The following is a 22331-nucleotide window of genomic DNA, read 5'->3' as shown; positions in this document are numbered from 1 at the left end:
TAGTCTCCGGTCAGCGTCCCCGGAGACCGGGTCTACATTGGTCGCATGCACGATCTGCGCACCGCGCGACCCGAGGCTGCCGCCGCCTCCCACACCAGAACCAGCGGCACCCTCCTCGCCCGGTCAGCCGTGGGCGTCGCCGCGATCGGCATCGTGTTCGGCGACATCGGCACGAGTCCCCTCTACGCGCTGCGGGCGGTGTTCTCCGAGCACGACGGCGTCGTGCAGCCGAGCATCGCGCACGTCTACGGGCTGATCTCGCTCATCATCTGGGCCGTCACGCTGCTCGTCACCGTCAAGTACGTGCTGTTCGTGCTCCGCGCCGACCACGAGGGCGAGGGCGGGATCCTCGCGCTCTCCACCCTCATCGGGCGCCGCCTTCGCGGATCACGGCGCGCCATGGCCGCGACGACCCTCGTCGGCATCATCGGGGCGGCCCTGTTCTTCGGAGACAGCGTCATCACCCCCGCGGTGTCCGTGCTGTCCGCGGTCGAGGGCCTCGAGATCGCGGTGCCGGGCACCGGAGCGCTGGTCGTGCCCATCGCGCTCGTCGTGCTCGTCGGCCTCTTCGCCCTGCAGCGGTTCGGCACCGCCGGCATCGGCCGTCTGTTCGGACCGATCATGCTCGTCTGGTTCATCACCCTCGCGCTCCTCGGCGTCCCCCACATCCTGGAGCATCCCGAGATCCTCGCGGCGTTCTCTCCCCACCATGCACTCGGCTTCATCGTCAGCGAGCCGCTCATCGCCGGCGTGGCGCTCGGCGCCGTGGTGCTGGCCGTCACCGGCGCTGAAGCCCTCTACGCCGACCTCGGCCATTTCGGCCGCTCCCCCATCTCGAAGGCCTGGCTCTTCGTCGTGTTCCCTGCCCTCACCCTCTGCTACCTCGGGCAGGGCGCCCTCGTCATCGAGGACCCGACCACCATCGACAACCCCTTCTTCCGGATGGCCCCCACCTGGGCCGTGTTCCCGCTCATCGGGCTCGCGACGCTCGCGACCGTCATCGCCTCCCAGTCCGTGATCTCAGGCACCTTCTCGGTCGCCAGACAGGCCATGCGACTCGGGTTCCTGCCGAACCTCAGCGTCAAGCACACCTCGCGTGCGTCCATCGGACAGATCTACATCCCGGTCGTCTCCACGATCCTCCTGGTGCTGATCATCGGCGTCGTCCTCGGATTCCGAACCTCGGAGAACCTGGCGGCGGCCTACGGGCTCGCGGTGACGACGACCTTCCTGCTCACGTCGTCCCTCTTCATCGTGTACCTGCGCATCGTGTGGCAATGGTCCTGGTACCGAGTGCTCCTCGTGACGGTGCCGATCGTCCTGCTCGAACTGGCCTTCTTCGTCTCGGGCCTCGTGAAGTTCTTCGCGGGCGGCTGGCTGCCTCTCGCGCTGGCCGCCGCGATCATCCTCACCATGCTCACCTGGAGACGGGGCCGCGACATCGTCACGGACAGGCGGGAGCGCCTCGAAGGCACCCTGCAGGAGCTCATGAGACGCCTCCTCGCGGATCAGCCGACGCGCGTCCCCGGCTGGGCCATCTACCCGCACGGCGGCGCCCGCACGGCTCCCCTCGCGCTCCGCCTCAACACCCGGGTCAACCATGCCCTCCACGAGCACGTGCTGCTCGTGCGCGTCGCGACGGCCGATGTGCCGCACATCCCGGAACGCGCGCGCTGTCGGATCGACGACATCGGGCCGGCCCCCGAGGGCCTCGTGCACATCACCCTGACCTACGGGTTCCTCGACCGTCGCGACGTGCCGCTGTCGCTTCGGGACGCGCGGCTCGCGGGCACCGTCTCGCAGTTCGACAACGAGAGCGCGATCTTCTTCCTCTCACGCATCGCGCTCCGGCCGGGCCATGCGAGTGGGATGGCGACTTGGCGGGCGAAGTTCTTCGTGCTCATGTCGCGCGGAGCGTCCTCTCCCGCAGCGCAGTTCGGGCTGCCCCCGGAGCAGACGGTGGAGATCTCGCCCCAGGTGCTGCTCTAGGCTCGCTCGGCCTCCGCGCGTGCGAAGCCCGTCAGGTATGACGGCACGAGCACGGACGCCGTGAACAGCAGCGTGAGCACGAACGTGCACGTGAGGACCGTGAGCAGGTCGTACGCTCCCCCGGAGATCCAGAAGCTGCAGAACGTCGCGCCGGCGGCCGCGAGGATCGAATGCCCGAGGGCAAGCGGCAGCACGCGCTGGCGGGTGTAGGAGCGCAGTCCGGTCGACACGCCGCGCTCGGCTGCGAGCGCGGCGACCGCGCCCAGAATGCAGAGCCCGAGCATCGCGATCCAGCCGAGCAGCAGGGGCACGAAGCCGCGCTCGTCGAGCTGCAGCCGGCCGGCCTCGGTGGCCAGCGCGTAGCCGAGGAACGCCACGAGGCCGACGGCGAGCAGCGTCGGCACGAGGCGGGCGAGGACCTCGCGCTGGGTCGGCCGGAACGCCGCGAGGGAGATCGGCGGGGAGTCTTCTGCAGGGGCGGCGCTCACGCGGGTCAGTGTAGCGGCCGGAGACGACGAGACGGGGCGACCCCCGGTGGGGCCGCCCCGTCTCAGTGCACGGAACGAGAGATCGCGACTCTCGGTCAGCTGTTCGGTGTGGCGTCCCCCGTGGTCGTGCCGGAGGGCGCGAGGCCACCGTCCTTGGCGAACGAGCCGACCAGCTGCTGCAGGTCGATGCCCGTGAGCGTCTTGAGCACCTCGGTGCCCTCGCCGAGGACCGAGCCAACCGTCTTCGTGACGGCGCTCGCGCCATCCGTGGAGATGACGGTGAGCTTCTCGATGTTGCTGATCGGGTCGGCCGCGGCACGGACGATCTCCGGCAGGCGCGAGATGATCTCCTGCGCGATGGCGGCTTCGCCGTACTTCTGCAGCGCCTGCGCCTTGGCGTCGGTCGCCGCGGCCTCCGCGAGACCCTCGGCCTGGATGGCCGCGGCGCGGGCGTCACCCTCGGCGCGGATACCCGCGGCGAGCGCGATCTGGCGGTCACGGTCGGCCTCACCGGAGTAGCGCACGGCGGCTGCCGCTGCCTCGGCGTCCTGGACGGCGGCGACCTTGTTGGCCTCGGCCGTGCGGGTGCGCTTGTAGACCTCGGCGTCGGTCGCCGCGTTCTCGGTGTCGCGGATGGCGTTGGCCTGCTGGACCTTCGCGTAGGCGTCTGCCTCGGCCGGCTTGCGGATCTCGATGTCGAGTCGCTCCTGCGTCACGAGCGCCTGTTCGATGAGCGCTTCGCGCTCCTGCTGTGCGACGAGTCGGTCCTGCTCGGCCCGTGCGAACTGGCCGGCGGCCTCTGCTTCGGCGTTTGCGCGGTCGGTCTCGGCCTTGATGGAGGCCTGACGCAGGCGCAGTTCCTTCTCACGCTCGGCGATGCGCTCCGAGGCCTCGATCTTCGCGAACTCGGAGACGCGAGCCGCTTCGGCTTCGCTGACCTCGGCGACCTGACGGGCGCGAGCGGACTCGGAACGACCGAGGTTCTGCAGGTAGTCGCTGCCGGGCGTGGAGATGTCGGAGATGTTGAGGAGGTCGACCTGCAGGCCCTGTTCGATGAGGTCGGCCTTCGTCTCGGACACGACGCGGTCGGAGAGGCTCTTGCGGTCGGAGATGATCTGCTCGATCGTCATGTCTCCGACGATGGAGCGAAGCGAGCCCTCGAGCGACTCGCGGATGATGTCGGTGAGCGCCTCCTGCTGGTCGAGGAATCGCTGGGCCGCGCGGCGAACGCCCTCCTCGGTGCCGGACACCTTGAAGTTGATGGACGCCTTGATGGCGATCTTGATGCGGTTCTTGTCGACGCCCTCGACCTGGATGCCGATCTGGCGCTGCTCGAGCGAGAGCGCGAAGCCCTGCTGCAGGATCGGCCAGACGAACGTGCGGCCTCCGATGACGACGCGCTGTCCCGTCATGTCGCTCTGGGCCTTCTGCCCGGCGCCGCGGCCGACGATGATGAGGGCCTCGTTCGGTGGGACGCGGCGGATGCGGGATGCGATGAAGACACCGAGGGCGAGCAGCGCGATGATGATCGCGATGACGCCGATCACGGAGACGTTGGCAGCTATCAAGTCCATATGGTCGATTTCCTGTCGTGGAGGTCGTGGATGGTCATGCTGTGGGGGTGCCGCGCCTGCCGCATCGTCCGGTCAGCGCGGCAGGGGTCACTCGGATTCGCGTTCGACCTTGACGCGCGAGCCGAGGTGCTGCACGACTCGGATGCGCGTTCCCTGCTCGATGTCGCCATCGGCGAAAGCGAGGCGTCGTTCGATCTCGTGGGAGCCGTCGAGCGCGACTTCGCCGCTGGCGTTCGTGATGCGGGACATCGCCGTCCCGGTGTCACCGGTCACGTCGCGCGGCACGCCATCGCTGCTCTTCGAGAGGTTGCGCACGAGAAGCGCTGATCCGACGTAGGCGATCAGGCCGATGACGATCGCGACGATGTAGGCCCAGAACTGCGGGAGTCCCATGCTGTCCGTGATCGCCCCGGAGGCACCGAAGACGACGAGGGCGACCGCGAGGCCTGGAACCGAGAGCAGCCCGCCAGCATCGACGTCGAGGATCTCCCCGAAGAACATCGAGAAGACGAGAAGTCCGAGGCCGATCGCTCCGATGATGATGAAGACGGTCATGACGGTGAGCTCCCTGGTGGCCGCGTGCGGCGGGGTGTGCCCCCGCCTGGCATTGATTCTACCGAAGGCGCGGACGCCGACGCGCGGAAACTTCTCCTCCGCGCCGGTACCGCGTTCCGCGGTTGCGTGATCGTCAGGCTTCGCCGAAGCCGGAGCTGATGAGCTCGGCGAGTTCGCGCACGGCCTGGTCCGCGTCCCGACCGGTCGCGGTGACCTCGATCTCCTGCCCCTGGGACGCCCCGAGCGAGATGATGCGCAGGAGGCTGTCCGCATCGGCCCCGCCGATCGTGATCTCCGCCTCGAACTTCGCGGCTGCGGCGACGAGCTGAGCCGCCGGCCTCGCGTGGAGCCCCTGCTCGTTGACGATCGTGACGCGGGCGCTCGCATCCGGTGACGCGGCAGCTGGCAGAGCATCGGCCGCGCGCTCTGCAGCGGTGCCGCTCGAGGAGTCCTGGCCGGGGTCCGGCGACGCGTCGCCGTCGCGCCGCCACGCTGATTCGCCTGCGGCGACGACCTCCCCCAGGGCGGCGCCACCCGCCGCGGCGACGGCCGCAGCGACGCAGCCCTCGACGATGGGGGCGTCGACCAGCCGCACCTCGCCGGCGTCCTCGTCGAGCATCTCAAGGACGGTCTCCGCGGTCATGACCGCGGAGCCGAGGTCCGTGAAGACAGCGACGCCGTCCCCGGACTGCGCCCGCGCGACCGCGCTCTCGATCAGGTCGAAGCTCGTCCCGACACGACCGTCGTCCGTGCCGCCCGCCGCGATGATCGCGACGTCCTGCGCCATCTGACCGGCCAGCTCCACGATCCCCTCGGCGATGCGCGCGGAGTGCGACGCGACGACGATGCCGACGGTCACGAGGCCGCCTCGACGGCTGCGCCGAGGAGGTAGGCCGTCGACTGCGCACCGGGGTCGCGGTGCCCAGCACTCCGCTCCCCCAGGTAGCTCGCCCTCCCCTTCCTCGCCACGAGCGGTTCGGTGGCCGCGGCTCCTTCGACGGCGGCGAACGCTGCGGCGCGCAGCACGGCAACCGCATCCTCGCCCGCGCCAGCAGCCTTCTCCGCCGCGGAGGCGGCGGGGGCCCACGCGTCGACCATGGTCTTGTCCCCCGGCTGCGCCTTGCCGCGCTGCTGGAGCCCAGCCGAGGCCGCCTCGACGAACGCCGCGACGTCTCCCGGCTCGAGTTCCGCCTTGCCCTTCAACGCGACGGCCCCCTTGAGGAAGGCCGTCCCGTAGAGCGGCCCGGCCGCTCCCCCGACGGTCGAGATGAGCGTCGTCGCGAGGAGCTTCAGGACATCGGCGGGTGAGGCGCCCTCCTCCAGCGACGGCAGCTTCCCGAGCGCCGCCTGGAATCCGCGGTCCATGTTCTCGCCGTGGTCCCCGTCGCCGATGTTCCTGTCGAGATGGATCAGCTCAGTCCGGTTCTCAGCCATGGAGGCCGCGGCGAGCTCCACCCATCTGCGAGCCCAGTTTCCGTCGAGTGCCATGTTCTACCTTCCCCATCGGAGCGCCGCCGTGTGGACGGGCGCATCCCATAATTCAGTCAGTTCGTCGTCGAGTCTCAGCACGGTGATCGAGCAGCCCTGCATCTCCAGCGATGTCGTGAAGTTCCCCACGAGATGGCGAGTCACCGTGATTCCTCGTTCCCTGAGCACCTCTGCCGCCCTCCGGAACACGATGTACAACTCGATTTCGGGTGTACCGCCCATTCCGTTCACAAAGAGAAGAACATCGTCTCCCGACGCGAAAGGAAGATCTTCCAGAATCGGAGCGAGCAGACGGTCGACAATCGCATCCGCAGGCTCGATCGCGATTCGCGCGCGTCCGGGTTCGCCGTGAATGCCGATGCCGATCTCGATCTCATCCTCCCCCAGGTCGAAACTCGGCTCCCCGGCGTGCGGAACCGTGCACGCAGAGAGGGCGACGCCCATCGAGCGGGCGTTGGCGTTGACCTTCTCAGCCAATCCCGCGACGGTGTCGAGGTCGTCGCCGCGCTCAGCCGAGGCGCCAGCGATCTTCTCGACGAGCACGGTCCCCGCGACTCCCCGGCGGCCAGCCGTGTAGAGGGAGTCCTTCACGGCGACGTCGTCATCGACGATGACGCTCCGCACCTCGATCTCCTCGGCCAGCGCGAGATCGGAGGCCGTCTCGAAGTTGAGGACGTCGCCGGTGTAGTTCTTGACGATGTGGAGGACCCCGCGGCCGGAGTCGACGGCCTTCGTGGCCTCGAGGATGGGGTCTGGCGTCGGGGAGGTGAACACCGGTCCTGGAACCGCGGCATCGAGCATCCCGAACCCGACCAGCCCCCCGTGCATCGGCTCATGTCCCGATCCACCGCCGGACACGATGCCGACCTTGCCCTCGACCGGCGCATCGGCTCGGACCAGGAAAGCGGGCTCCGGGGCAAGCCGGAGAATATCCGCGTGTGCCAGCGCCATGCCTTCCAGGGCCTCTTTGACAACGTCCTTCGGATCGTTGATCAGCTTCTTCACGATCATCCTCTCGACGAGATGTTGGCGGCAGCATTGCAACCAGACCCAGCCTAGTGCCGAGGGGTTGTCACAATTCGGGGAAATTCCCGCGTAACACGCGCGTGTTAGTGCGCCCTGTGCCTAGGGTGAAGAACCGCTCAATCGCGGCACGGGCTCGCCCGTATCGAACTTCCCAGAAAGGCAATCCCGTGGATCTAGGATCGATCTTCTTGGCCGAGCTGGTGGGCACCGCAGTGCTCGTCCTCCTCGGTTGCGGTGTCGTCGCCAACGTCGTCCTCAAGGGCACGAAGGGCAACGGCGGCGGCTGGCTCCTCATCAACTTCGGCTGGGGCTTCGCCGTCTTCATCGGCGTGCTCTCCTCTGCGGCTTCCGGCGGCCAGCTCAACCCAGCAGTGACGCTGGGCCTCGCGGCCAACAGCCTCGTGAACGGCGACCCGATCGACGGAGGAGAGATCGGCCTGCGCATCCTGGCGCAGCTGATCGGTGCCATCCTCGGTGCGGTCATCGTATGGCTCGCCTACAAGCTGCACTTCGACGACGAGCCCGACCCGGCCTCCAAACTCGCCGTGTTCGCCACCGGACCGGCGAAGCGCAGCCTCGGCTGGAACACCGTGACGGAGATCATCGCGACATTCGTCCTCGTCCTCGCCGTCATCGCCTTCACGAACTTCCCGGGCATCCTCGGCAGCGACCTCGGATCGACCGCCCCGGACTCGACGAGCCTCGGCAACCTCGCGCCGCTCGCCGTCGCGATCGTCGTCGTCTCCATCGGCGCGAGCCTCGGTGGCCCCACGGGGTACGCCATCAACCCAGCCCGTGACCTCGGACCCCGCCTCGCGCACGCCTTCCTCCCCATCAAGGGCAAGGGCGGCAGCGACTGGAGCTACTCGTGGGTTCCGATCGTCGGTCCGATCATCGGCGGCATCCTCGCGGGTCTTGTCGGCACCGCGATCCTCCCCGGCGTCACCGCCTAGCACCCACGAGCACACCGACACGACCTCGGGGCCGGACTCCTCACAGATCCGGCCCCGAAACTGTCTGCATGACACCACCCGCGATGCTCGCGCCAGGCCGGCATCGCTGTCACCACCACTGGCACATCACCATCTCTGACAAGGGAGTCATTCCGTGAGCAAGTACGTCATCGCCATCGACCAGGGCACCACCTCCTCTCGAGCCATCGTCTTCGACCACTCCGGGTCGATCGTGTCCACGGGTCAGCTCGAGCACGAGCAGATCTTCCCGCAGGCCGGCTGGGTCGAGCACGACCCGAAGGAGATCTGGAACAACACGCGAGAGGTCATCGGCCAGGCGCTCTCGAAGGCGAACATCACTCGCCACGACATCGCCACGATCGGAATCACGAACCAGCGCGAGACGGCCGTGGTCTGGGACAAGACCACGGGCGAGCCGGTCTACAACGCCATCGTCTGGCAGGACACCCGCACTCAGGCCATCGTGGACCGCCTGGCCGCCGACGGCGGAGTCGAGCGCTTCAAGGACACCGTCGGTCTCCCCCTCGCCACCTACTTCTCCGGCACCAAGATCGTCTGGATCCTCGAGAACGTCGAAGGAGCGCGAGAGCGGGCCGAGGCGGGCGACCTCATCTTCGGCACGACCGACAGCTGGGTCCTGTGGAATCTGACGGGCGGCGTCAACGGCGGAGTGCACGTCACCGACGTCACGAATGCCTCCCGGACGCTCTTCATGGACCTCGAGACGCTCGCCTGGGACCAGTCGATCCTGGACGCCTTCGGCGTTCCGGCCTCGATGCTCCCCGAGATCAAGTCATCGTCCGAGATCTACGGCCACGCGAGCACGCAGTCGCTCCTCCGCGAGGTGCCGATCTCCGGCATCCTCGGCGACCAGCAGGCGGCGACGTTCGGGCAGACGGCCTTCACGTCGGGTGAGGCCAAGAACACGTACGGCACTGGATCCTTCCTCATCTACAACACCGGCGAGAAGATCGTGAAGTCCGAGAACGGCCTCCTCACGACGCTCTGCTACAAGCTCGGCGACGCGGCTCCCGTCTACGCACTCGAGGGCTCCATCGCCGTGACCGGCTCGCTGGTGCAGTGGCTGCGCGACAACCTGGGGCTCATCAACTCGGCCCCGGAGATCGAAGAACTGGCGAGCAAGGTCGAGGACAACGGCGGAACGTACATCGTCCCCGCGTTCTCGGGCCTCTTCGCGCCGTACTGGCGACCGGATGCACGCGGCGCCATCGTCGGCCTGACGCGCTTCGTGAACAAGAACCACATCGCGCGAGCGGCTCTCGAGTCCACGGCATACCAGACGCGCGACGTCCTCGAGGCGTCGAACGCCGACTCCGGTGTGCCACTCGCCGAGCTCAAGGTCGACGGCGGCATGGTCGCCAACGACACGCTCATGCAGTTCCAGGCCGACATCCTCAACACCGACGTCGTTCGCCCTGTCGTCACGGAGACCACGGCGCTCGGCGCCGCCTACGCGGCCGGTCTCGCAGTCGGGTTCTGGAAGGACCTCGACGAGGTCTCCGCCAACTGGCAGGAGGACAAGCGCTGGACCCCGCAGATGCCGGAAGAAGAGCGCGAGCGTCTCTACCGCAACTGGAAGAAGGCCGTCTCGAAGACCCTCGACTGGGTCGATGAGGACGTCTCGTAGTCCACGAGGCACAGACGACACGGCCGAGGCCCTCAGCAGCATCTGCTGAGGGCCTCGGCCGTTCTCAGTGGTCCTGAGCCTCGTCGGGTCAGGCGGAGCGTGTCGCGGCGACCCATGCGTCGAGCGTCTCGATCGCCCGCCCGCTGTCGATGCTCGCCGCTGCGTCCACGATCCTGGCCGACAGCCGCTCCCGAAGGGGCCGCTCCGCCGCCTCGGGATTCTGGGCGAGGTCGTAGGCGACGAGGCCAGCGGCGGCGTTGAGCAGCACGATGTCACGGACGGCACCGTGCCGCTTCCCGGACAGGACGTCGCGGGCGATCCCAGCGTTCTCCTCTGGCATGCCGCCGAGGAGCTCGTGCATGTCGTACGTGCCGAGGCCGACATCGCGCGGGTGGAGGTCGTGCTCCGTGATCGCGCCGTTCGAGACCTCCCAGATGTGGCTGTATCCCGTGACGCTCAGCTCGTCGAGCCCGTCGTCGCCTCGGAACACGAGTGCCGTCGCACCACGCGTGCGGAACACGCCCGTGATGAGAGGGATGGCCGCCTGGCGCGCCACGCCGACCGCCGACGCCTCCGGTCGTGCGGGATTCGTGAGCGGGCCGAGAAGGTTGAACACGGTGGGGACCCCGAGCTCGCCGCGCACCTTGCGCGCGTGCCCGAATCCGGGATGGAACTGCGCCGCGTACACGAACGTCAGGCCGACCTCCTCGAAGATCCGCTTCACGCGGACCGGGTCGGCCGTGTGCACGGCGCCGAGCGCCGAGAGGACGTCGCTCGAACCCGACTTCGCGCTGGACGCACCGCCACCGTGCTTCACGACCGGCACCCCGGCACCGGCGCAGACCATGGACGACATGGTCGACACGTTGACGGTTCCGACCATGTCTCCACCGGTGCCGACGATGTCGAGCGCCATCGGAGGCACATCGAGGGGCACCGCGTGCTCGAGGATCGCATCCCGGAAGCCGACGACCTCCTCGACCGTCTCCCCCTTCGCACGGAGCGCCACGAGGAACGCCGCGAGCCGAGCCTCGCTCACCTCACCCGCCATCACCTGGCGCATCGCCCACGTCGCCTGCGCGACGCTCAGGTCCTCACCGCCAAGCAGCTTCTCGAGCAGTCCGGGCCAGGTCTCGGTCGAAGTCATGCAGGAAACGATAGTCGTCCACCACCCAGGCACACCTAATCGGACGCGACCCGCCGGTCGGGGCCGCCTTGTCTCGGGAGCCTGGGAAATCGGTCATAATGGTCAGGTGACTGCTGCAACCTCCGCTCAGGCCGTGCACACGGTCCATCGCCCCAATACGACTGCCATCGGCGTCATCGTTTGGCTCGGTAGCGAAGTGATGTTCTTCGCTGGGCTCTTCGCGATCTTCTTCACCCTGCGCTCGATGGCGCCGGAGCAGTTCGCCGAAGGCCACAGCGTGCTGAACGTCCCCTTCGCGACCATCAACACGCTCATCCTCGTGAGCTCGTCGTTCACGTGCCAGTTCGGCACGTTCGCGGCCGAGCGCGAGCAGGCGCGTGCGACCGGCAAGAGCCCCAAGCACTGGGGTGCCATCGAATGGTTCTACCTCACGGTCCTCCTCGGCGGCATCTTCGTCGCGGGCCAGGTCTGGGAGTACGCCACGCTCGTCAGCGAGGGCTACGTCCTCAACCTCAACGCGTACACGAGCGCCTTCTACATGACGACCGGCTTCCACGGCCTGCACGTGACCGGCGGACTCGTCACGTTCCTCCTCGTCATCGGCCGCATGTACTCGGCCAGGCGCATGGGCACCCGTGAGGTCAGCAGCGCGCTGGGCATCTCCTACTACTGGCACTTCGTCGACGTGGTCTGGGTTGCGCTCTTCTTCGTCATCTACCTGCTGCCCTACTTCTCGTAGCCCGATCCTGGAGAACACCCAAATGTTCCGAACGACCAAACCACGGACTGCGAAGACGGCGACCCGCAAGACGGCACGCCGCCGCACCCCCCTCGCCACCGCCGCACTCCTCGGAGCCGGCCTCCTCCTCACCGGAGGCGCGTACACGGCGATCGACTCCGCCACGACGGCAGCCGCAGCACAGGGTGCCGCCCCCGCCGCGGCGAGCGACATCGAGAACGGCGCTGCGCTCTTCGGCGCGAACTGCGCTACCTGCCACGGCATGAACGCCGCCGGCACCGAGAACGGGCCGAGCCTCATCGGCGTCGGAGCGGCCGCCGTCGACTTCCAGGTCGGCACCGGACGCATGCCGATGCAGGCGAACGCCGCCCAGGCGCCCGCGAAGCCCGTCCAGTTCGACGAGCAGGGCATCAGCGACCTCGCCGACTACGTGGCATCGCTGGCCCCGGGCCCCGCTGTCCCCGACGAGCAGTACCTGCAGGCCGACGGCGACGCGGCACGAGGAGCGGAGCTCTTCCGCATCAACTGCGCCATGTGCCACAACGTGGCCGGCGCGGGCGGTGCCCTGACCGAGGGCAAGTTCGCTCCCGAGCTCATGACCGTCGAGCCGGTGCACCTCTACGAGGCCATGATCACCGGTCCGCAGAACATGCCCGTGTTCAACGACGCGAACCTCACCCCCCAGGACAAGGCCGACATCATCACGGCCATCCGCTGGCAGACCGAGGTCACCGGCACGATCGGCGGCAACAGCCTCGGCTCGCTCGGACCCGTCTCCGAAGGCCTCTTCATCTGGATCTTCGGCATCGGTGCCGGCGTCGCCATGGCGGTCTGGATCGCCACTCGACCGAACTAGTGCCGGCTGAGGCCTGGCACAGGCATCCAAGACATACTGCAGCTGAACAGACACACCCAGAAAGGGATCACCATGGCTGATGGCGAACACGGCGGAGAGCTTCGCACTGCTCCTTCGTCGGAGCGGGCGCCTCACATCGGGACCGCGATCCTTCCCAAGGACGGCTTCGAGAACCCTGGCATGCCGGCGCACCGCGACCGGATCACCGACGTAGACCCCGCACAGGCGAAGCGCACCGAGCGCCTCCTCGTCGCGCTCTTCGTCTTTTCGGCGCTCGCCAGCATCTTCGCTGTCGTCGCCTACTTCGTGTGGCCGATCAGCCGCGAGGACATCTCCACGGTACGTGCGAACAACATGTTCCTCGGCATCGGCATCGCCCTCGCAATGCTCGCCATCGGCATCGGCACGGTCGCCTGGTCGAAGTACCTCATGGCCGACCACGAGATGGCAGAAGCACGCCACCCGGGCAAGGGCTCGCCCGCGACGCGCTCGCGTGCAGTCGAAATCTTCGCGCAGGCCAACGAGGAATCCGGCTTCAGCCGCCGCAAGCTGTTCCGCAACTCGCTCATCGGTGCGCTCGTCGCCATGCCGCTTCCAGGCATCGTCCTCTTCCGTGACCTCTACAACGGAAACAACCCGGACCCGGTCGAGTCCCTCTCGCACACCATGTGGGAAGAAGGAACGCGTCTCGTCCGCGACCCTACGGGCACCCCGATCCGCGCGGCCGACGTCACGTACGGCTCCGCGTTCCACGTGATCCCGGACGGCCTCATCGACCTCGAGCACCACCTGCTCGAGGAGAAGGCCAAGGCCGTCGTCCTTCTGATGCGTCTCCCCGCAGACCAGCTCAACGAGCGCGAAGACCGTGCAGGCTGGTCGTACGACGGCATCGTCGCCTACTCCAAGGTCTGCACGCACGTCGGCTGCCCTGTTGCTCTGTACGAGCAGCAGACGCACCACCTGCTCTGCCCCTGCCACCAGTCGCAGTTCGACGTCAAGAACCACTGCGAGGTCATCTTCGGACCCGCTGGTCGTCCGCTCCCGCAGCTGCCGATCGCCGTCGACGACGAGGGCTACCTGATCGCGCAGAGCGACTTCACCGAACCTGTCGGACCGAGCTTCTGGGAGCGACGCCATGACTACAACGTATAAAGCTCCGGTCCGCGAAGGCGGCTTCATCGCCGGCGCCGCCAACTACCTCGACGAGCGCACCACGATCTCGGGTGCGGTCAAGGAGTTCGGCCGCAAGATCTTCCCGGACCACTGGTCCTTCATGCTCGGCGAGATCGCGCTCTACAGCTTCGTCGTCATCCTGCTCTCCGGCACGTTCCTGACGTTCTTCTTCGACCCGTCGATGGCGCACGTCGAATATGAAGGCTCCTACCTGCCGCTCAAGGGCATGGGCATGTCGGCCGCGATGGCCTCCACGCTCGACATCTCGTTCGACATCCGCGGTGGCCTCCTCATGCGCCAGGTGCACCACTGGGCGGCCCTGCTGTTCGTGGCCTCAATCGGCCTGCACATGCTGCGCGTCTTCTTCACCGGCGCGTTCCGCAAGCCCCGTGAGCTCAACTGGGTCGTCGGCTTCGTGCTCTTCATCCTCGCGATGGCTGAGGGCTTCACGGGCTACTCGCTTCCCGACGACCTGCTCTCCGGCAACGGCCTGCGCATCATCGACGGCATCATGAAGGGCATCCCGCTCGTCGGAACGTGGGTCTCGTTCCTGTTCTTCGGCGGCGAGTTCCCCGGCACCGAGATCGTCGGCCGTCTCTACTCGCTGCACATCATGATCCTGCCCGCGATGGTCATCCTGTTCATCGCGCTGCACCTTGCCCTCATGGTGATCAACAAGCACACCCAGTGGCCTGGACCCGGCCGCACGAACGGCAACGTCGTCGGAAACCCGGTCCTCCCGGTCTTCGCGGGGAAGGCTGGAGGGTTCTTCTTCCTCATCTTCGGCCTCATCTTCCTCATCGCGTCGTTCTTCTCGATCAACCCGGTGTGGAACTACGGCCCGTACGACCCGTCCCCCGTGTCAGCTGGAACTCAGCCTGACTGGTACATCGGGTTCGCCGACGGAATGCTCCGCCTCATCCCACCGGGCTGGGAGGTGTACTGGTTCAACCACACGTGGTCGTTCGCGATCCTCACACCGCTGATCGTCATCGGCATCTTCATCGTGCTGGTCATCGTGTACCCCTTCATCGAGGCCTGGATCACGGGTGACAAGCGCGAGCACCACCTGCTCGACCGTCCGCGCAACGCGCCGACCCGCACCGCTATCGGTGCCGCCGGCGTCACGTTCTACGCGGTCATGTGGGCGGCAGCCAGCTCGGACCTCATGGCGACGCACTTCCACCTCGCCATGGAACACGTCATCCACTTCCTCCAGGTGATGCTCATCCTCGGACCGATCATCGCGTACATCGCGACGAAGCGAATCTGCATTGGCCTGCAGAAGCGCGACCGTTCGCTCGCACTCCACGGTGTCGAGTCGGGCCGCGTGCTCCGACTTCCCCACGGCGAGTTCGTGGAAGTCGAAGTTCCCCTCGACAAGTACGACCGCTGGGAGCTGGTCTCCTACAACGAGCAGGCACCGATCATGCTCCGTCCGAACGCGGATGGGAAGATCACGGCGCCCATGCGAGTGCGTGCCGCTCTGTCGCGGTGGTTCTTCGAGGACCGTGTCGAGCCCGTCGCCAAGGGCGAGCTCGAGCAGGCACACCACGGCCACCACTAGGTCGTAGGCAGGTCGCGGCGGCCCTCCTGGGTTGCAGATGGGGCTGTCAGATCCGCGCAAGCGGTCTGGCAGCCCCATTCTCGTCCCGGCCGTCGAGCAGCCTCAGGATCGCGAACGATGGGTGGATGGGTGCGATCAGCGAGGCGCTGCAGTGCGCCCGTTGCAGGTCCCACCCTGCGGGCGGAAACGACCGGGGACGATGGTTCAGCGTCCCCGGGCCCACTTGTGGTCGTCTCTCCGAGCAGATGAGAACCGCAACTGCTCCCCCGGTTGCCGGGCCGGCGCTGCGCCGGGTTGGGCTGCGTCTCGACCGCGCCACGCGCGGGGAGGAGCCGTGGTCCTGGGGTGTGCGTTGGGCCCCGACTCGCGGCGGTCCACACGGAGTGTGCGCTGTCGTCCCCCGCCGGTGTCGCGTGACGAGACCCGCTCGTCTGGGCGGTCGACTGCGACGCCGGCAGGTATCAGACCTCTCAAGTCTTCACACTGTCGAGCAGGCGCGTGTCATCGACGCGCACGCAGCCGCTGAGGACTACTGGATCTCGAACACCCGGGCTCGCGCAGCAGTGGTGTCGACAAGCCATACAGGCGCCACAGCGTGCAGAGCGGGACAGTGCTTGTTCTCGCCACGTGGTCCAGCGCTCGGCCCCTGCAGGGAGCGAATACGACGTTCTTCGTACGGCGTCGGTGGGGTCCAGGACTACGCATCATCACTAGCGAGGAGTTCAGCTCGTCTGAACCCGCGCGTCCGCGCCGATCCTCCGCGCCGATCCTCCAGGCCGAGACGCGCGTGGTCACACTGAGCGAAGTCTGCGGCCCTCGGACGATGAGCGACTGTCTCCCTCCTCCTCGTGCCTCGGGTCGCGGAGACCCCAGCGCACGTGCGTGTGGCCCGCCGATGACTCGTGATGGGCCGAGCCGACGCCATGCACGCGTACACTGCCGATCGTCATCGTCTCGCGCAGCCCCTTCTGCGCAGCGAGATGACCGGCGCCCGCGGGGATGTGCCGCCTGCCGAGCGACTCACGAAGCGAGGAGCCTCCGGCGTACAAGGCCCACACCAGGCCCATGTCGCCCCGGCCCCGCCCTGGGGCCAGCACCAGCAGCAGCACCAGCACGTGATCACGCATCCCCGGCCTTGAGGGACCACCCGGCCGGCCGCGCACGCACCGAGCGCAGCACGCACCGATCCGCCGCATGCAAATGGCCCGCCCCTCGTGAGAGGGGCGGGCCAGAAGCCTTCGGACGTGCCTAGTGGGCGTAGCGTCCGCGGTAGTACTCGAACACCCAGCCGACGATCGCGATGATGAACAGCGGCGCCGCGAAGTACGCGAACCACCATCCGCCGATCGACAGGCCGAGGAAGATCAGTCCCACGGCGAGCGCCAGCACGAACGGCCACCAGCTCTGCGGCGGGAAGAACCCGAGCTCGGGGTCGGCGTCGGCGATCTCTCCGTCGAGACGGTCCTCAGGGAGGACGTGCACACGGAACGGCTTCGCTGAGCTGCCCAGGTAGAACGCGACGAACGCCACGAACAGACCAGAGAGCGCCAGTGCGACGATGCCGACCCACTCGTAGTGCCCGAGGGCCGCACGAGTCCAGAGGACGTAGATGACGGTCACAACCGCGTAGAAGACGGCGAGGACCCAGAGGAGGCGGGCTGAGGTCTTCACTCTCGTTCTCCGATCTTGTCGTTGACGGGCGTCAGGTCACGGTATCCGTGTGGTGCGACCTCGGGGTGGTTGAGGTCGAACGCGGGGCGCTCCGAGCGGATGCGCGGGATGGACGTGAAGTTGTGTCGCGGCGGCGGGCAGCTGGTCGCCCACTCGAGCGAGGAGCCGTAGCCCCACGGGTCGTCGACCGTGACCTTCGGCGCGTTGCGCGCCGTGATGAAGATGTTCAGGAAGAACGGCAGCAGCGAGATGGCGAGCACGAACGCGCCGATCGTGGACAGCTGGTTCATCCACGTGAAGTTGTCCTCGGGCTGGTACGTGGCGTACCTGCGCGGCATGCCCATCACGCCGAGCCAGTGCTGGATGAGGAACGTCATGTGGAAGCCGATGAACAGCAACCAGAACTGGATCTTGCCGAGGCGCTCGTTGAGCATCTTGCCGGTCCACTTCGGCCACCAGAAGAAGGCGCCGGCGAACATCGCGAACACGATCGTTCCGAAGACCACGTAGTGGAAGTGCGCCACGACGAAGTAGGTGTCGGACACGTGGAAGTCGAGCATCGGCGAGGCCAGGATGACACCGGTCAGACCGCCGAAGACGAACGTGACGAGGAAGCCCAGCGAGAACAGCATGGGGGTCTCGAACGTCACGGATCCCCGCCAGAGGGTGCCGATCCAGTTGAAGATCTTCACTCCGGTCGGCACGGCGATCAGCATCGTCATGAGCGCGAAGAACGGCAGCAGCACGGTACCGGTCACGTACATGTGGTGCGCCCACACGGACGCTGACAGGGCGGCGATCGCGATCGTCGCGTACACGAGGGTCTTGTAGCCGAAGATCGGCTTCCTGCTGAAGGCCGGGAAGATCTCGGAGACGATGCCGAAGAACGGCAGGGCGAGCACGTAGACCTCTGGATGGCCGAAGAACCAGAACAGGTGCTGATAGAGGATCGCACCACCGGCCTCGACGTCGTAGATGTGCGTGAGGAATACGCGGTCCATGAGGAGGCCGAACCACGCAGCCGCGAGGACGGGGAAGGCGAACAGCACGAGGATGGACGTGATCATCGCGTTCCAGGTGAAGATCGGCATGCGCCACATCGTCATGCCAGGCGCGCGCATCGTGATGATCGTCGTGATGAAGTTGACTGCACCGAAGATCGTCGCGAAGCCGGTCGCCGCGAGCCCCGCCACCCAGAGATTGCCTCCGACGCCAGGGGAATAGGTGGTCGTCGACAAGGGGACGTAGGCCGTCCAGCCGAAGGATGCCGCACCTCCCGGCGTGAGGAAGCCGCCGACGGCGATGAGCGCGCCGAAGGTGAAGAGCCAGAAGGCGAAGGCGTTGAGTCGCGGGAAGGCGACGTCGGCCGTGCCGATCTGAAGGGGCACGAGCACGTTCGCGAATCCGGAGAACAGCGGCGTCCCGAACATGAGCAGCATGATCGTGCCGTGCATGGTGAAGAGCTGGTTGTACTGCTCTTTGGTGTCGATGATCTCCATGCCCGGCTCGAAGAGCTGGGTGCGGATGACCAGCGCCATCACACCACCGATGCAGAACCAGACGAAGCTGGAGATCAGGTACATGTACCCGATGGTCTTGTGGTCCGTCGAGGTGATCCAGGAAACGAGGACATTGCCCTTGCGCTCGACTGAGCTGCTGGGGGCGGTGGTCGCCTCAGAGACCGGGGTGATGCCTGGACGGTTCAGCGTTGACGTCATATTCGTCGCCCCTATTCCGACTCGTGGTTGAACTCGGGAACATCAGTGCCCGGAAGGTTCTGGTTGCGGTTGTAGTCGTCTCCGTGGGAGCCGACGTTGCCCGCCGCGCGAAGCTCGGCGATGTAGGCGTTGTACTCGGCCTGCGAGACGACCTCGACCTGGAAGAGCATCATCGAGTGGTACTCGCCGCAGAGCTCGGCGCACTTGCCCATGTACGTGCCTTCACGTTCTGGCACGAACGACATGGTGTTGGTGTGGCCAGGGATGTTGTCGATCTTGTAGTGGAAGTCGACGATCCAGAAGGAGTGGATGACGTCGCGCGACTTGATGTCGAGCGTGACGTTCGCGCCGACCGGGAGGACGAGCTTCGGCAGTGCAGCCTCGTCGATCTCCCCGGTGGCGGCGCCACGCTCGCCGCCCTCGGACGGCTCGCGGATCTCCTGCGCCTGGATGCCCTCGTAGTAGACACCGGAGTCGTACTCGGTGTTGCTCGTGGGCAGGTAGTTGAAGTCCCAGGCCCACTGCTTGCCGTAGACCTCGATCTTGACGTCCTGCTCTTCTTCGGCGAAGTTGGAGACGACCGGGGCCTCCTCGCGCACGGTGAAGGCGAAGAAGCCGGCGACGAGGATGACCGGGACCACGGTGAAGAGGATCTCGATGGGCATGTGGTAGCGCAGCTGCGCCGGCAGGCCCTTCTCGCCCTTGCGGCGGCGGAACAGAACTGACGCCCAGATGATGAGACCCCAGGTGATCCCTCCCACGACGAGGAGGATGATCCAGGAGTTCACCCAGAAGTTCGTGAAGGCGTCGGAATGGTTGGTGACACCGGGGTCACCGGGCATGTAGCCCCGTAGTTCTTGCGACGTGCAGCCAGCCAGGATCAGAATCAGGGCTGCTGCAATCGGAGCGGCGAACCACTTCACGCGGCGGGTGTCTCGCACGGCAAACCTTTCGAGGTGACGCATACAGGTTGCTGTCAGTCTAGTGCGAATCGGAAGGGTCGATGACCCGGGGCGCGCGGGGACGACAAAACGGCGCGGTCGGAGACCGCGCCGTTTCGGGTGTGTCGCGAGGGTGGGCCCCGCGTGTCGAGTCAGTGGAAGGAGTCGCCACAAGCACAGGAACCCTGCGCACTCGGGTTGTCGATCGTGAAGCCCTGCTTCTGGATCGTGTCCTCGAAGTCGATCTTCGCGTTGTCAAGGTAGGGAACGCTCATCGGATCGACGATGACTTCCACGCCATCGAAGTCGACCGTCGCGTCGCCGTCGAGGATGCGCTCGTCGAAGAACAGCTGGTAGATCAGGCCGGAGCATCCCCCTGGCTGGACGGCGATGCGCAGCCGCAGGCCGCCCTCGCTCTCCTGGCCGATCAGGTTCTTGATCTTGTCAAGGGCCGCCTGGGTCAGGGTCACGGAGTGCGTGGCCTCGCTCACGGTGATGCCTTCAAGAACTGCGCTCATGGATTCTCCTCGTGCTGCTGGGCGGGACGACCTGCTCCCGCGCTCTTCACCTCAGTAACGGCGTATGGCTCCAGGGTATTCCTCCTCAGCCGGAATCGCATCAGCTGATGTCGGTATCCGGCCGCGCGAAGCGCAGGAGGAAGAGCCCCTCTGCCGAGATCGCGCGACGCAGCACGCCGAGGTCCTGCGACTCATTGGGGCTGTGCGCCATCGTGGCCGGGTCCTCCACTCCGGTCACGAGGATCTCGGCGTCCGGGTACACCTCGGCGAGCGCGGCGATGAATGGGATCGACCCGCCGATGCCCGTCTCGGCGGGGTCCGCACCCCACCCATCGCGCATCGCGGACTTCATGAGGCCGACCGCGGGTCCCGCGGTGTCGACGAGGAACGGCTGCCCGACGTCTGGCTGGGTGATCTCGATGTGCGCTCCGAAGGGGGCGTGCTCGGTCAGGTGGCGCTCGAGTGCCGCGTACGCCTCGACTGCGTCGTCGCCTGGGGCGATGCGGGCCGAGAGGCGGACCGACACGACGGGCAGGAGCGTGTTGGACGCTTCAGCGACGCTCGGCGCGTCGATGCCGGTGATCGTGATGGCGGGCTGGTTCCAGAGGCGGTCGTGAACACTCCCCCGACCGATCGTCGTGACCCCGTCGAGGAGTTCCGCGTCGCGCCGGATGTCCGCCTCGTCCCCGCCTGCGAGTCCCCCGCTGCGCGTGCCGAGGCCTGCGACGGCGACCGCGCCGTCCGCATCCCAGAGCGTGTCGAGCAGACGGACGGCCGCGAGCATCGCATCCGGCACGGCACCCCCGAGCATTCCGGAGTGGGAGGCGTGCCCGAGCGTTCGAACGGTGACCTTCATGGTCACGTTGCCGCGGAGGGAGACGGTCAGTCCGGGAGTCGTCGTCGAGGGGTTGTCGCTGTCGGCGACGATGATCGCGTCGGCGCCGAGCGCTGCCCTGTGCTTGGCGAGGAAGTCCGAGAAGCTGCGGGAACCGTTCTCCTCCTCGCCCTCGATGAACACGGAGAGCCCGATCCTGGGCCTCCCGGACGTGGCCGTGCCGAGCGCCTCGAGAGCCGCGATATGCGTCATGACTCCCGCCTTGTCGTCACTCGCACCGCGTCCGTAGAGGCGACCGTCGCGGAGGGTCGGCTCGAACGGCGGGGTCCGCCAGTCGTCGGCACTCCCCTGGGGTTGCACGTCGTGGTGCGCGTAGAGGAGGACGGTGGGCTGCCCAGGCTCGGCCTGTCTCGTCGCGATCACGGCAGGCTGGCCCGCGTAGCCGTCGGACGTCTCGACGCCCTCGATCTCGACGGCATCGAACAGCTCGAGCTCGCGCAGCAGCTCTGCCGTGCGTTCGGCGCTGCGCTGCACGTGCACTCGGTCGAAGGCGTCCCAGGAGACGGACGGGATGCGGACGAGGCCGGAAAGTCGGGCGATCGTGGCGGGAAAGCGGTCCTCGACCGCGTCGAGGAGTCGCTGTTCCTGATCGTGTGCATCGAGTGGGGCTTCGGGGAGAGTCATAGCGGTTAGGCTAAATCACACCAGAGTTCTTGAGAGGCATCATGTCGAAGCACGAGTCCAAGAGCGCCGAGACAGCATCGCTTCCCGCGAAGTCTCCGGCGAAGAAGCAGCAGCCGACCCCCACGAGGCGCGAGCGCGAAGCGCAGAACCTGCGTCCCCTCGTCCCTGAGGACCGCAAGCAGGCCAAGCGCGAGATGCAGGCGAAGGTCCGAATCGAGCAGGCCAAGGCACGTGAGGGGCTCGCCAAGGGCGACGACCGCTACCTCCGTCCGACCGAGCGCGGTCCGCAGAAGCGCTTCATGCGCAACTACATCGACGCGAGGTACTCGATCGGCGAGCTCCTCCTGCCGATGATGTTCCTCGTGATCTTCGCGACGTTCATCCCGAGCCAGTCCGTCGGCATCTGGGCGATGAGCTTCATCTGGGCGTTCCTCGCCGTGTGTATCCTCGAGGCCGTGATGGTCGCCAACATGATCAAGCGTCGCATCGCCGCGGTCGTCGGCAAGGACAAGGTCGAGAAGGGCATCATGATCGGTACGATCGCCCGCTGCCTGCAGCTGCGAGTCATGCGCATGCCCAAGTCGCAGGTCAAGCGCGGCGCGAAGATCGAGTTCACCGGCAAGTAGTCATCCCCCGGAGCACGACTGGCTCGCGTCAGAGAAACTCGAAGGCCCGAACGGTATTCCGCTCGGGCCTTCGCTGTTTCACAATGTAGACCCGCGGGGTGGCCAGAAGGTGTC

General features: G+C 67.0%; 21 protein-coding genes. 8 read left to right on the top strand and 13 right to left on the bottom strand.

From position 1 onward, the window contains the following. The first annotated feature begins 45 nt into the window (after positions 1–45). A complete protein-coding gene (locus F8O03_RS08105) occupies positions 46–1989 on the top strand; it encodes a potassium transporter Kup (protein ID WP_151423414.1) in 1944 nt (647 codons plus the stop codon). On the opposite strand, the gene F8O03_RS08100 is transcribed toward F8O03_RS08105, so the two are convergent. The 6 genes from F8O03_RS08100 to dhaK all read right to left on the bottom strand — a co-directional run bounded on the left by F8O03_RS08100 (position 1986) and on the right by dhaK (position 7099). Further along, positions 1986–2477 carry a hypothetical protein gene (locus tag F8O03_RS08100; RefSeq protein WP_104252860.1) on the bottom strand — a complete coding sequence of 164 codons (492 nt, stop codon included), beginning with the start codon at positions 2475–2477 and terminating at the stop codon, positions 1986–1988. The two genes, F8O03_RS08105 and F8O03_RS08100, sit on opposite strands and share 4 nt — an antisense overlap. A gap of 95 nt (positions 2478–2572) precedes the next feature. Beyond that, a complete protein-coding gene (locus F8O03_RS08095; protein ID WP_151423413.1) occupies positions 2573–4051 on the bottom strand; it encodes a flotillin family protein in 1479 nt (492 codons plus the stop codon). 87 nt (positions 4052–4138) lie between these two features. Beyond that, the gene (locus F8O03_RS08090; RefSeq protein ID WP_151423412.1) at positions 4139–4606 is read right to left on the bottom strand and encodes an NfeD family protein; all 468 of its coding nucleotides are present in this window, start codon (positions 4604–4606) and stop codon (positions 4139–4141) included. A gap of 133 nt (positions 4607–4739) precedes the next feature. Further along, positions 4740–5465 (bottom strand): dihydroxyacetone kinase phosphoryl donor subunit DhaM, encoded by a 726-nt coding sequence (gene dhaM / locus F8O03_RS08085; RefSeq protein ID WP_151423411.1) that lies wholly within the window; start codon positions 5463–5465, stop codon positions 4740–4742. After that, positions 5462–6094, bottom strand: coding sequence for a dihydroxyacetone kinase subunit DhaL (gene dhaL / locus F8O03_RS08080; RefSeq protein ID WP_151423410.1), 633 nt, complete (start codon positions 6092–6094; stop codon positions 5462–5464). The genes dhaM and dhaL overlap by 4 nt, the downstream gene beginning before the upstream one ends. Before the next feature lie 3 nt (positions 6095–6097). Continuing rightward, positions 6098–7099 carry a dihydroxyacetone kinase subunit DhaK gene (dhaK, locus tag F8O03_RS08075; RefSeq protein ID WP_151423409.1) on the bottom strand — a complete coding sequence of 334 codons (1002 nt, stop codon included), beginning with the start codon at positions 7097–7099 and terminating at the stop codon, positions 6098–6100. A gap of 188 nt (positions 7100–7287) precedes the next feature. On the opposite strand from dhaK, the gene F8O03_RS08070 reads away from it, so the two are divergent. Both F8O03_RS08070 and glpK read left to right on the top strand, forming a co-directional pair. Further along, positions 7288–8073 carry an MIP/aquaporin family protein gene (locus F8O03_RS08070; RefSeq protein ID WP_104252855.1) on the top strand — a complete coding sequence of 262 codons (786 nt, stop codon included), beginning with the start codon at positions 7288–7290 and terminating at the stop codon, positions 8071–8073. Positions 8074–8227: 154 nt separating this feature from the next. Then, entirely contained in the window at positions 8228–9742 is a 1515-nt protein-coding gene (glpK, locus tag F8O03_RS08065) for a glycerol kinase GlpK (RefSeq protein WP_151423408.1), read from the top strand. 88 nt (positions 9743–9830) lie between these two features. Here glpK and trpD read toward each other — a convergent pair whose 3' ends face one another. Continuing rightward, positions 9831–10889 (bottom strand): anthranilate phosphoribosyltransferase, encoded by a 1059-nt coding sequence (trpD, locus tag F8O03_RS08060; RefSeq protein WP_104252853.1) that lies wholly within the window; start codon positions 10887–10889, stop codon positions 9831–9833. Between the two features lie 106 nt (positions 10890–10995). On the opposite strand from trpD, the gene ctaE reads away from it, so the two are divergent. The 4 genes from ctaE to qcrB all read left to right on the top strand — a co-directional run bounded on the left by ctaE (position 10996) and on the right by qcrB (position 15224). Then, the gene (gene ctaE / locus F8O03_RS08055) at positions 10996–11628 is read left to right on the top strand and encodes an aa3-type cytochrome oxidase subunit III (RefSeq protein WP_211890514.1); all 633 of its coding nucleotides are present in this window, start codon (positions 10996–10998) and stop codon (positions 11626–11628) included. A gap of 22 nt (positions 11629–11650) precedes the next feature. Further along, positions 11651–12484 (top strand): cytochrome bc1 complex diheme cytochrome c subunit, encoded by an 834-nt coding sequence (qcrC, locus tag F8O03_RS08050; protein WP_104252851.1) that lies wholly within the window; start codon positions 11651–11653, stop codon positions 12482–12484. A 72-nt stretch (positions 12485–12556) separates the two neighbouring features. Beyond that, the gene (qcrA, locus tag F8O03_RS08045; RefSeq protein ID WP_104252850.1) at positions 12557–13636 is read left to right on the top strand and encodes a cytochrome bc1 complex Rieske iron-sulfur subunit; all 1080 of its coding nucleotides are present in this window, start codon (positions 12557–12559) and stop codon (positions 13634–13636) included. Beyond that, complete coding sequence (gene qcrB, locus F8O03_RS08040) at positions 13620–15224, top strand: cytochrome bc1 complex cytochrome b subunit (RefSeq protein WP_151423407.1); 1605 nt, start codon at positions 13620–13622, stop codon at positions 15222–15224. Before qcrA ends, qcrB begins: the two co-directional genes overlap by 17 nt. A gap of 791 nt (positions 15225–16015) precedes the next feature. Here the strand turns inward: qcrB and F8O03_RS08035 are convergent. The 6 genes from F8O03_RS08035 to F8O03_RS08010 all read right to left on the bottom strand — a co-directional run bounded on the left by F8O03_RS08035 (position 16016) and on the right by F8O03_RS08010 (position 21591). Further along, positions 16016–16351, bottom strand: coding sequence for a hypothetical protein (locus tag F8O03_RS08035; protein ID WP_151423406.1), 336 nt, complete (start codon positions 16349–16351; stop codon positions 16016–16018). A gap of 121 nt (positions 16352–16472) precedes the next feature. Then, the gene (locus F8O03_RS08030) at positions 16473–16895 is read right to left on the bottom strand and encodes a cytochrome c oxidase subunit 4 (RefSeq protein WP_104252848.1); all 423 of its coding nucleotides are present in this window, start codon (positions 16893–16895) and stop codon (positions 16473–16475) included. Beyond that, on the bottom strand, positions 16892–18613 hold the full coding sequence (ctaD, locus tag F8O03_RS08025) for an aa3-type cytochrome oxidase subunit I (RefSeq protein ID WP_104252847.1): 1722 nt from the start codon (positions 18611–18613) through the stop codon (positions 16892–16894). Before ctaD ends, F8O03_RS08030 begins: the two co-directional genes overlap by 4 nt. An 11-nt stretch (positions 18614–18624) precedes the next feature. Further along, on the bottom strand, positions 18625–19578 hold the full coding sequence (gene ctaC, locus F8O03_RS08020) for an aa3-type cytochrome oxidase subunit II (protein ID WP_104252846.1): 954 nt from the start codon (positions 19576–19578) through the stop codon (positions 18625–18627). A gap of 128 nt (positions 19579–19706) precedes the next feature. After that, positions 19707–20072, bottom strand: a complete 366-nt coding sequence (locus tag F8O03_RS08015) for a HesB/IscA family protein (protein WP_068476349.1) — start codon at positions 20070–20072, stop codon at positions 19707–19709. A gap of 100 nt (positions 20073–20172) precedes the next feature. Next, positions 20173–21591, bottom strand: coding sequence for a dipeptidase (locus F8O03_RS08010; RefSeq protein WP_151423405.1), 1419 nt, complete (start codon positions 21589–21591; stop codon positions 20173–20175). A gap of 41 nt (positions 21592–21632) precedes the next feature. On the opposite strand from F8O03_RS08010, the gene F8O03_RS08005 reads away from it, so the two are divergent. Continuing rightward, positions 21633–22217, top strand: a complete 585-nt coding sequence (locus tag F8O03_RS08005) for a DUF3043 domain-containing protein (protein ID WP_104252844.1) — start codon at positions 21633–21635, stop codon at positions 22215–22217. Positions 22218–22331 lie beyond the last annotated feature (114 nt).

It is taken from the genome of Pseudoclavibacter terrae (assembly GCF_008831075.1).
GTDB lineage: Bacteria > Actinomycetota > Actinomycetes > Actinomycetales > Microbacteriaceae > Pseudoclavibacter > Pseudoclavibacter terrae.
This window is presented reverse-complemented; position numbering and strand designations above follow the sequence as displayed.

Excerpts from the sequence above, each read along its gene's own strand:
- F8O03_RS08095 (WP_151423413.1), bottom strand. The coding sequence starts at position 4,051 with ATGGACTTGATAGCTGCCAACGTCTCCGTGATCGGCGTCATCGCGATC.
- qcrB (WP_151423407.1), top strand. The coding sequence starts at position 13,620 with ATGACTACAACGTATAAAGCTCCGGTCCGCGAAGGCGGCTTCATCGCC.
- F8O03_RS08090 (WP_151423412.1), bottom strand. The coding sequence starts at position 4,606 with ATGACCGTCTTCATCATCATCGGAGCGATCGGCCTCGGACTTCTCGTC.
- qcrA (WP_104252850.1), top strand. The coding sequence starts at position 12,557 with ATGGCTGATGGCGAACACGGCGGAGAGCTTCGCACTGCTCCTTCGTCG.
- dhaL (WP_151423410.1), bottom strand. The coding sequence starts at position 6,094 with ATGGCACTCGACGGAAACTGGGCTCGCAGATGGGTGGAGCTCGCCGCG.
- qcrC (WP_104252851.1), top strand. The coding sequence starts at position 11,651 with ATGTTCCGAACGACCAAACCACGGACTGCGAAGACGGCGACCCGCAAG.
- F8O03_RS08005 (WP_104252844.1), top strand. The coding sequence starts at position 21,633 with ATGTCGAAGCACGAGTCCAAGAGCGCCGAGACAGCATCGCTTCCCGCG.
- ctaD (WP_104252847.1), bottom strand. The coding sequence starts at position 18,613 with ATGACGTCAACGCTGAACCGTCCAGGCATCACCCCGGTCTCTGAGGCG.
- ctaC (WP_104252846.1), bottom strand. The coding sequence starts at position 19,578 with ATGCGTCACCTCGAAAGGTTTGCCGTGCGAGACACCCGCCGCGTGAAG.
- F8O03_RS08035 (WP_151423406.1), bottom strand. The coding sequence starts at position 16,351 with ATGCGTGATCACGTGCTGGTGCTGCTGCTGGTGCTGGCCCCAGGGCGG.
- trpD (WP_104252853.1), bottom strand. The coding sequence starts at position 10,889 with ATGACTTCGACCGAGACCTGGCCCGGACTGCTCGAGAAGCTGCTTGGC.
- F8O03_RS08015 (WP_068476349.1), bottom strand. The coding sequence starts at position 20,072 with ATGAGCGCAGTTCTTGAAGGCATCACCGTGAGCGAGGCCACGCACTCC.
- F8O03_RS08010 (WP_151423405.1), bottom strand. The coding sequence starts at position 21,591 with ATGACTCTCCCCGAAGCCCCACTCGATGCACACGATCAGGAACAGCGA.
- F8O03_RS08105 (WP_151423414.1), top strand. The coding sequence starts at position 46 with ATGCACGATCTGCGCACCGCGCGACCCGAGGCTGCCGCCGCCTCCCAC.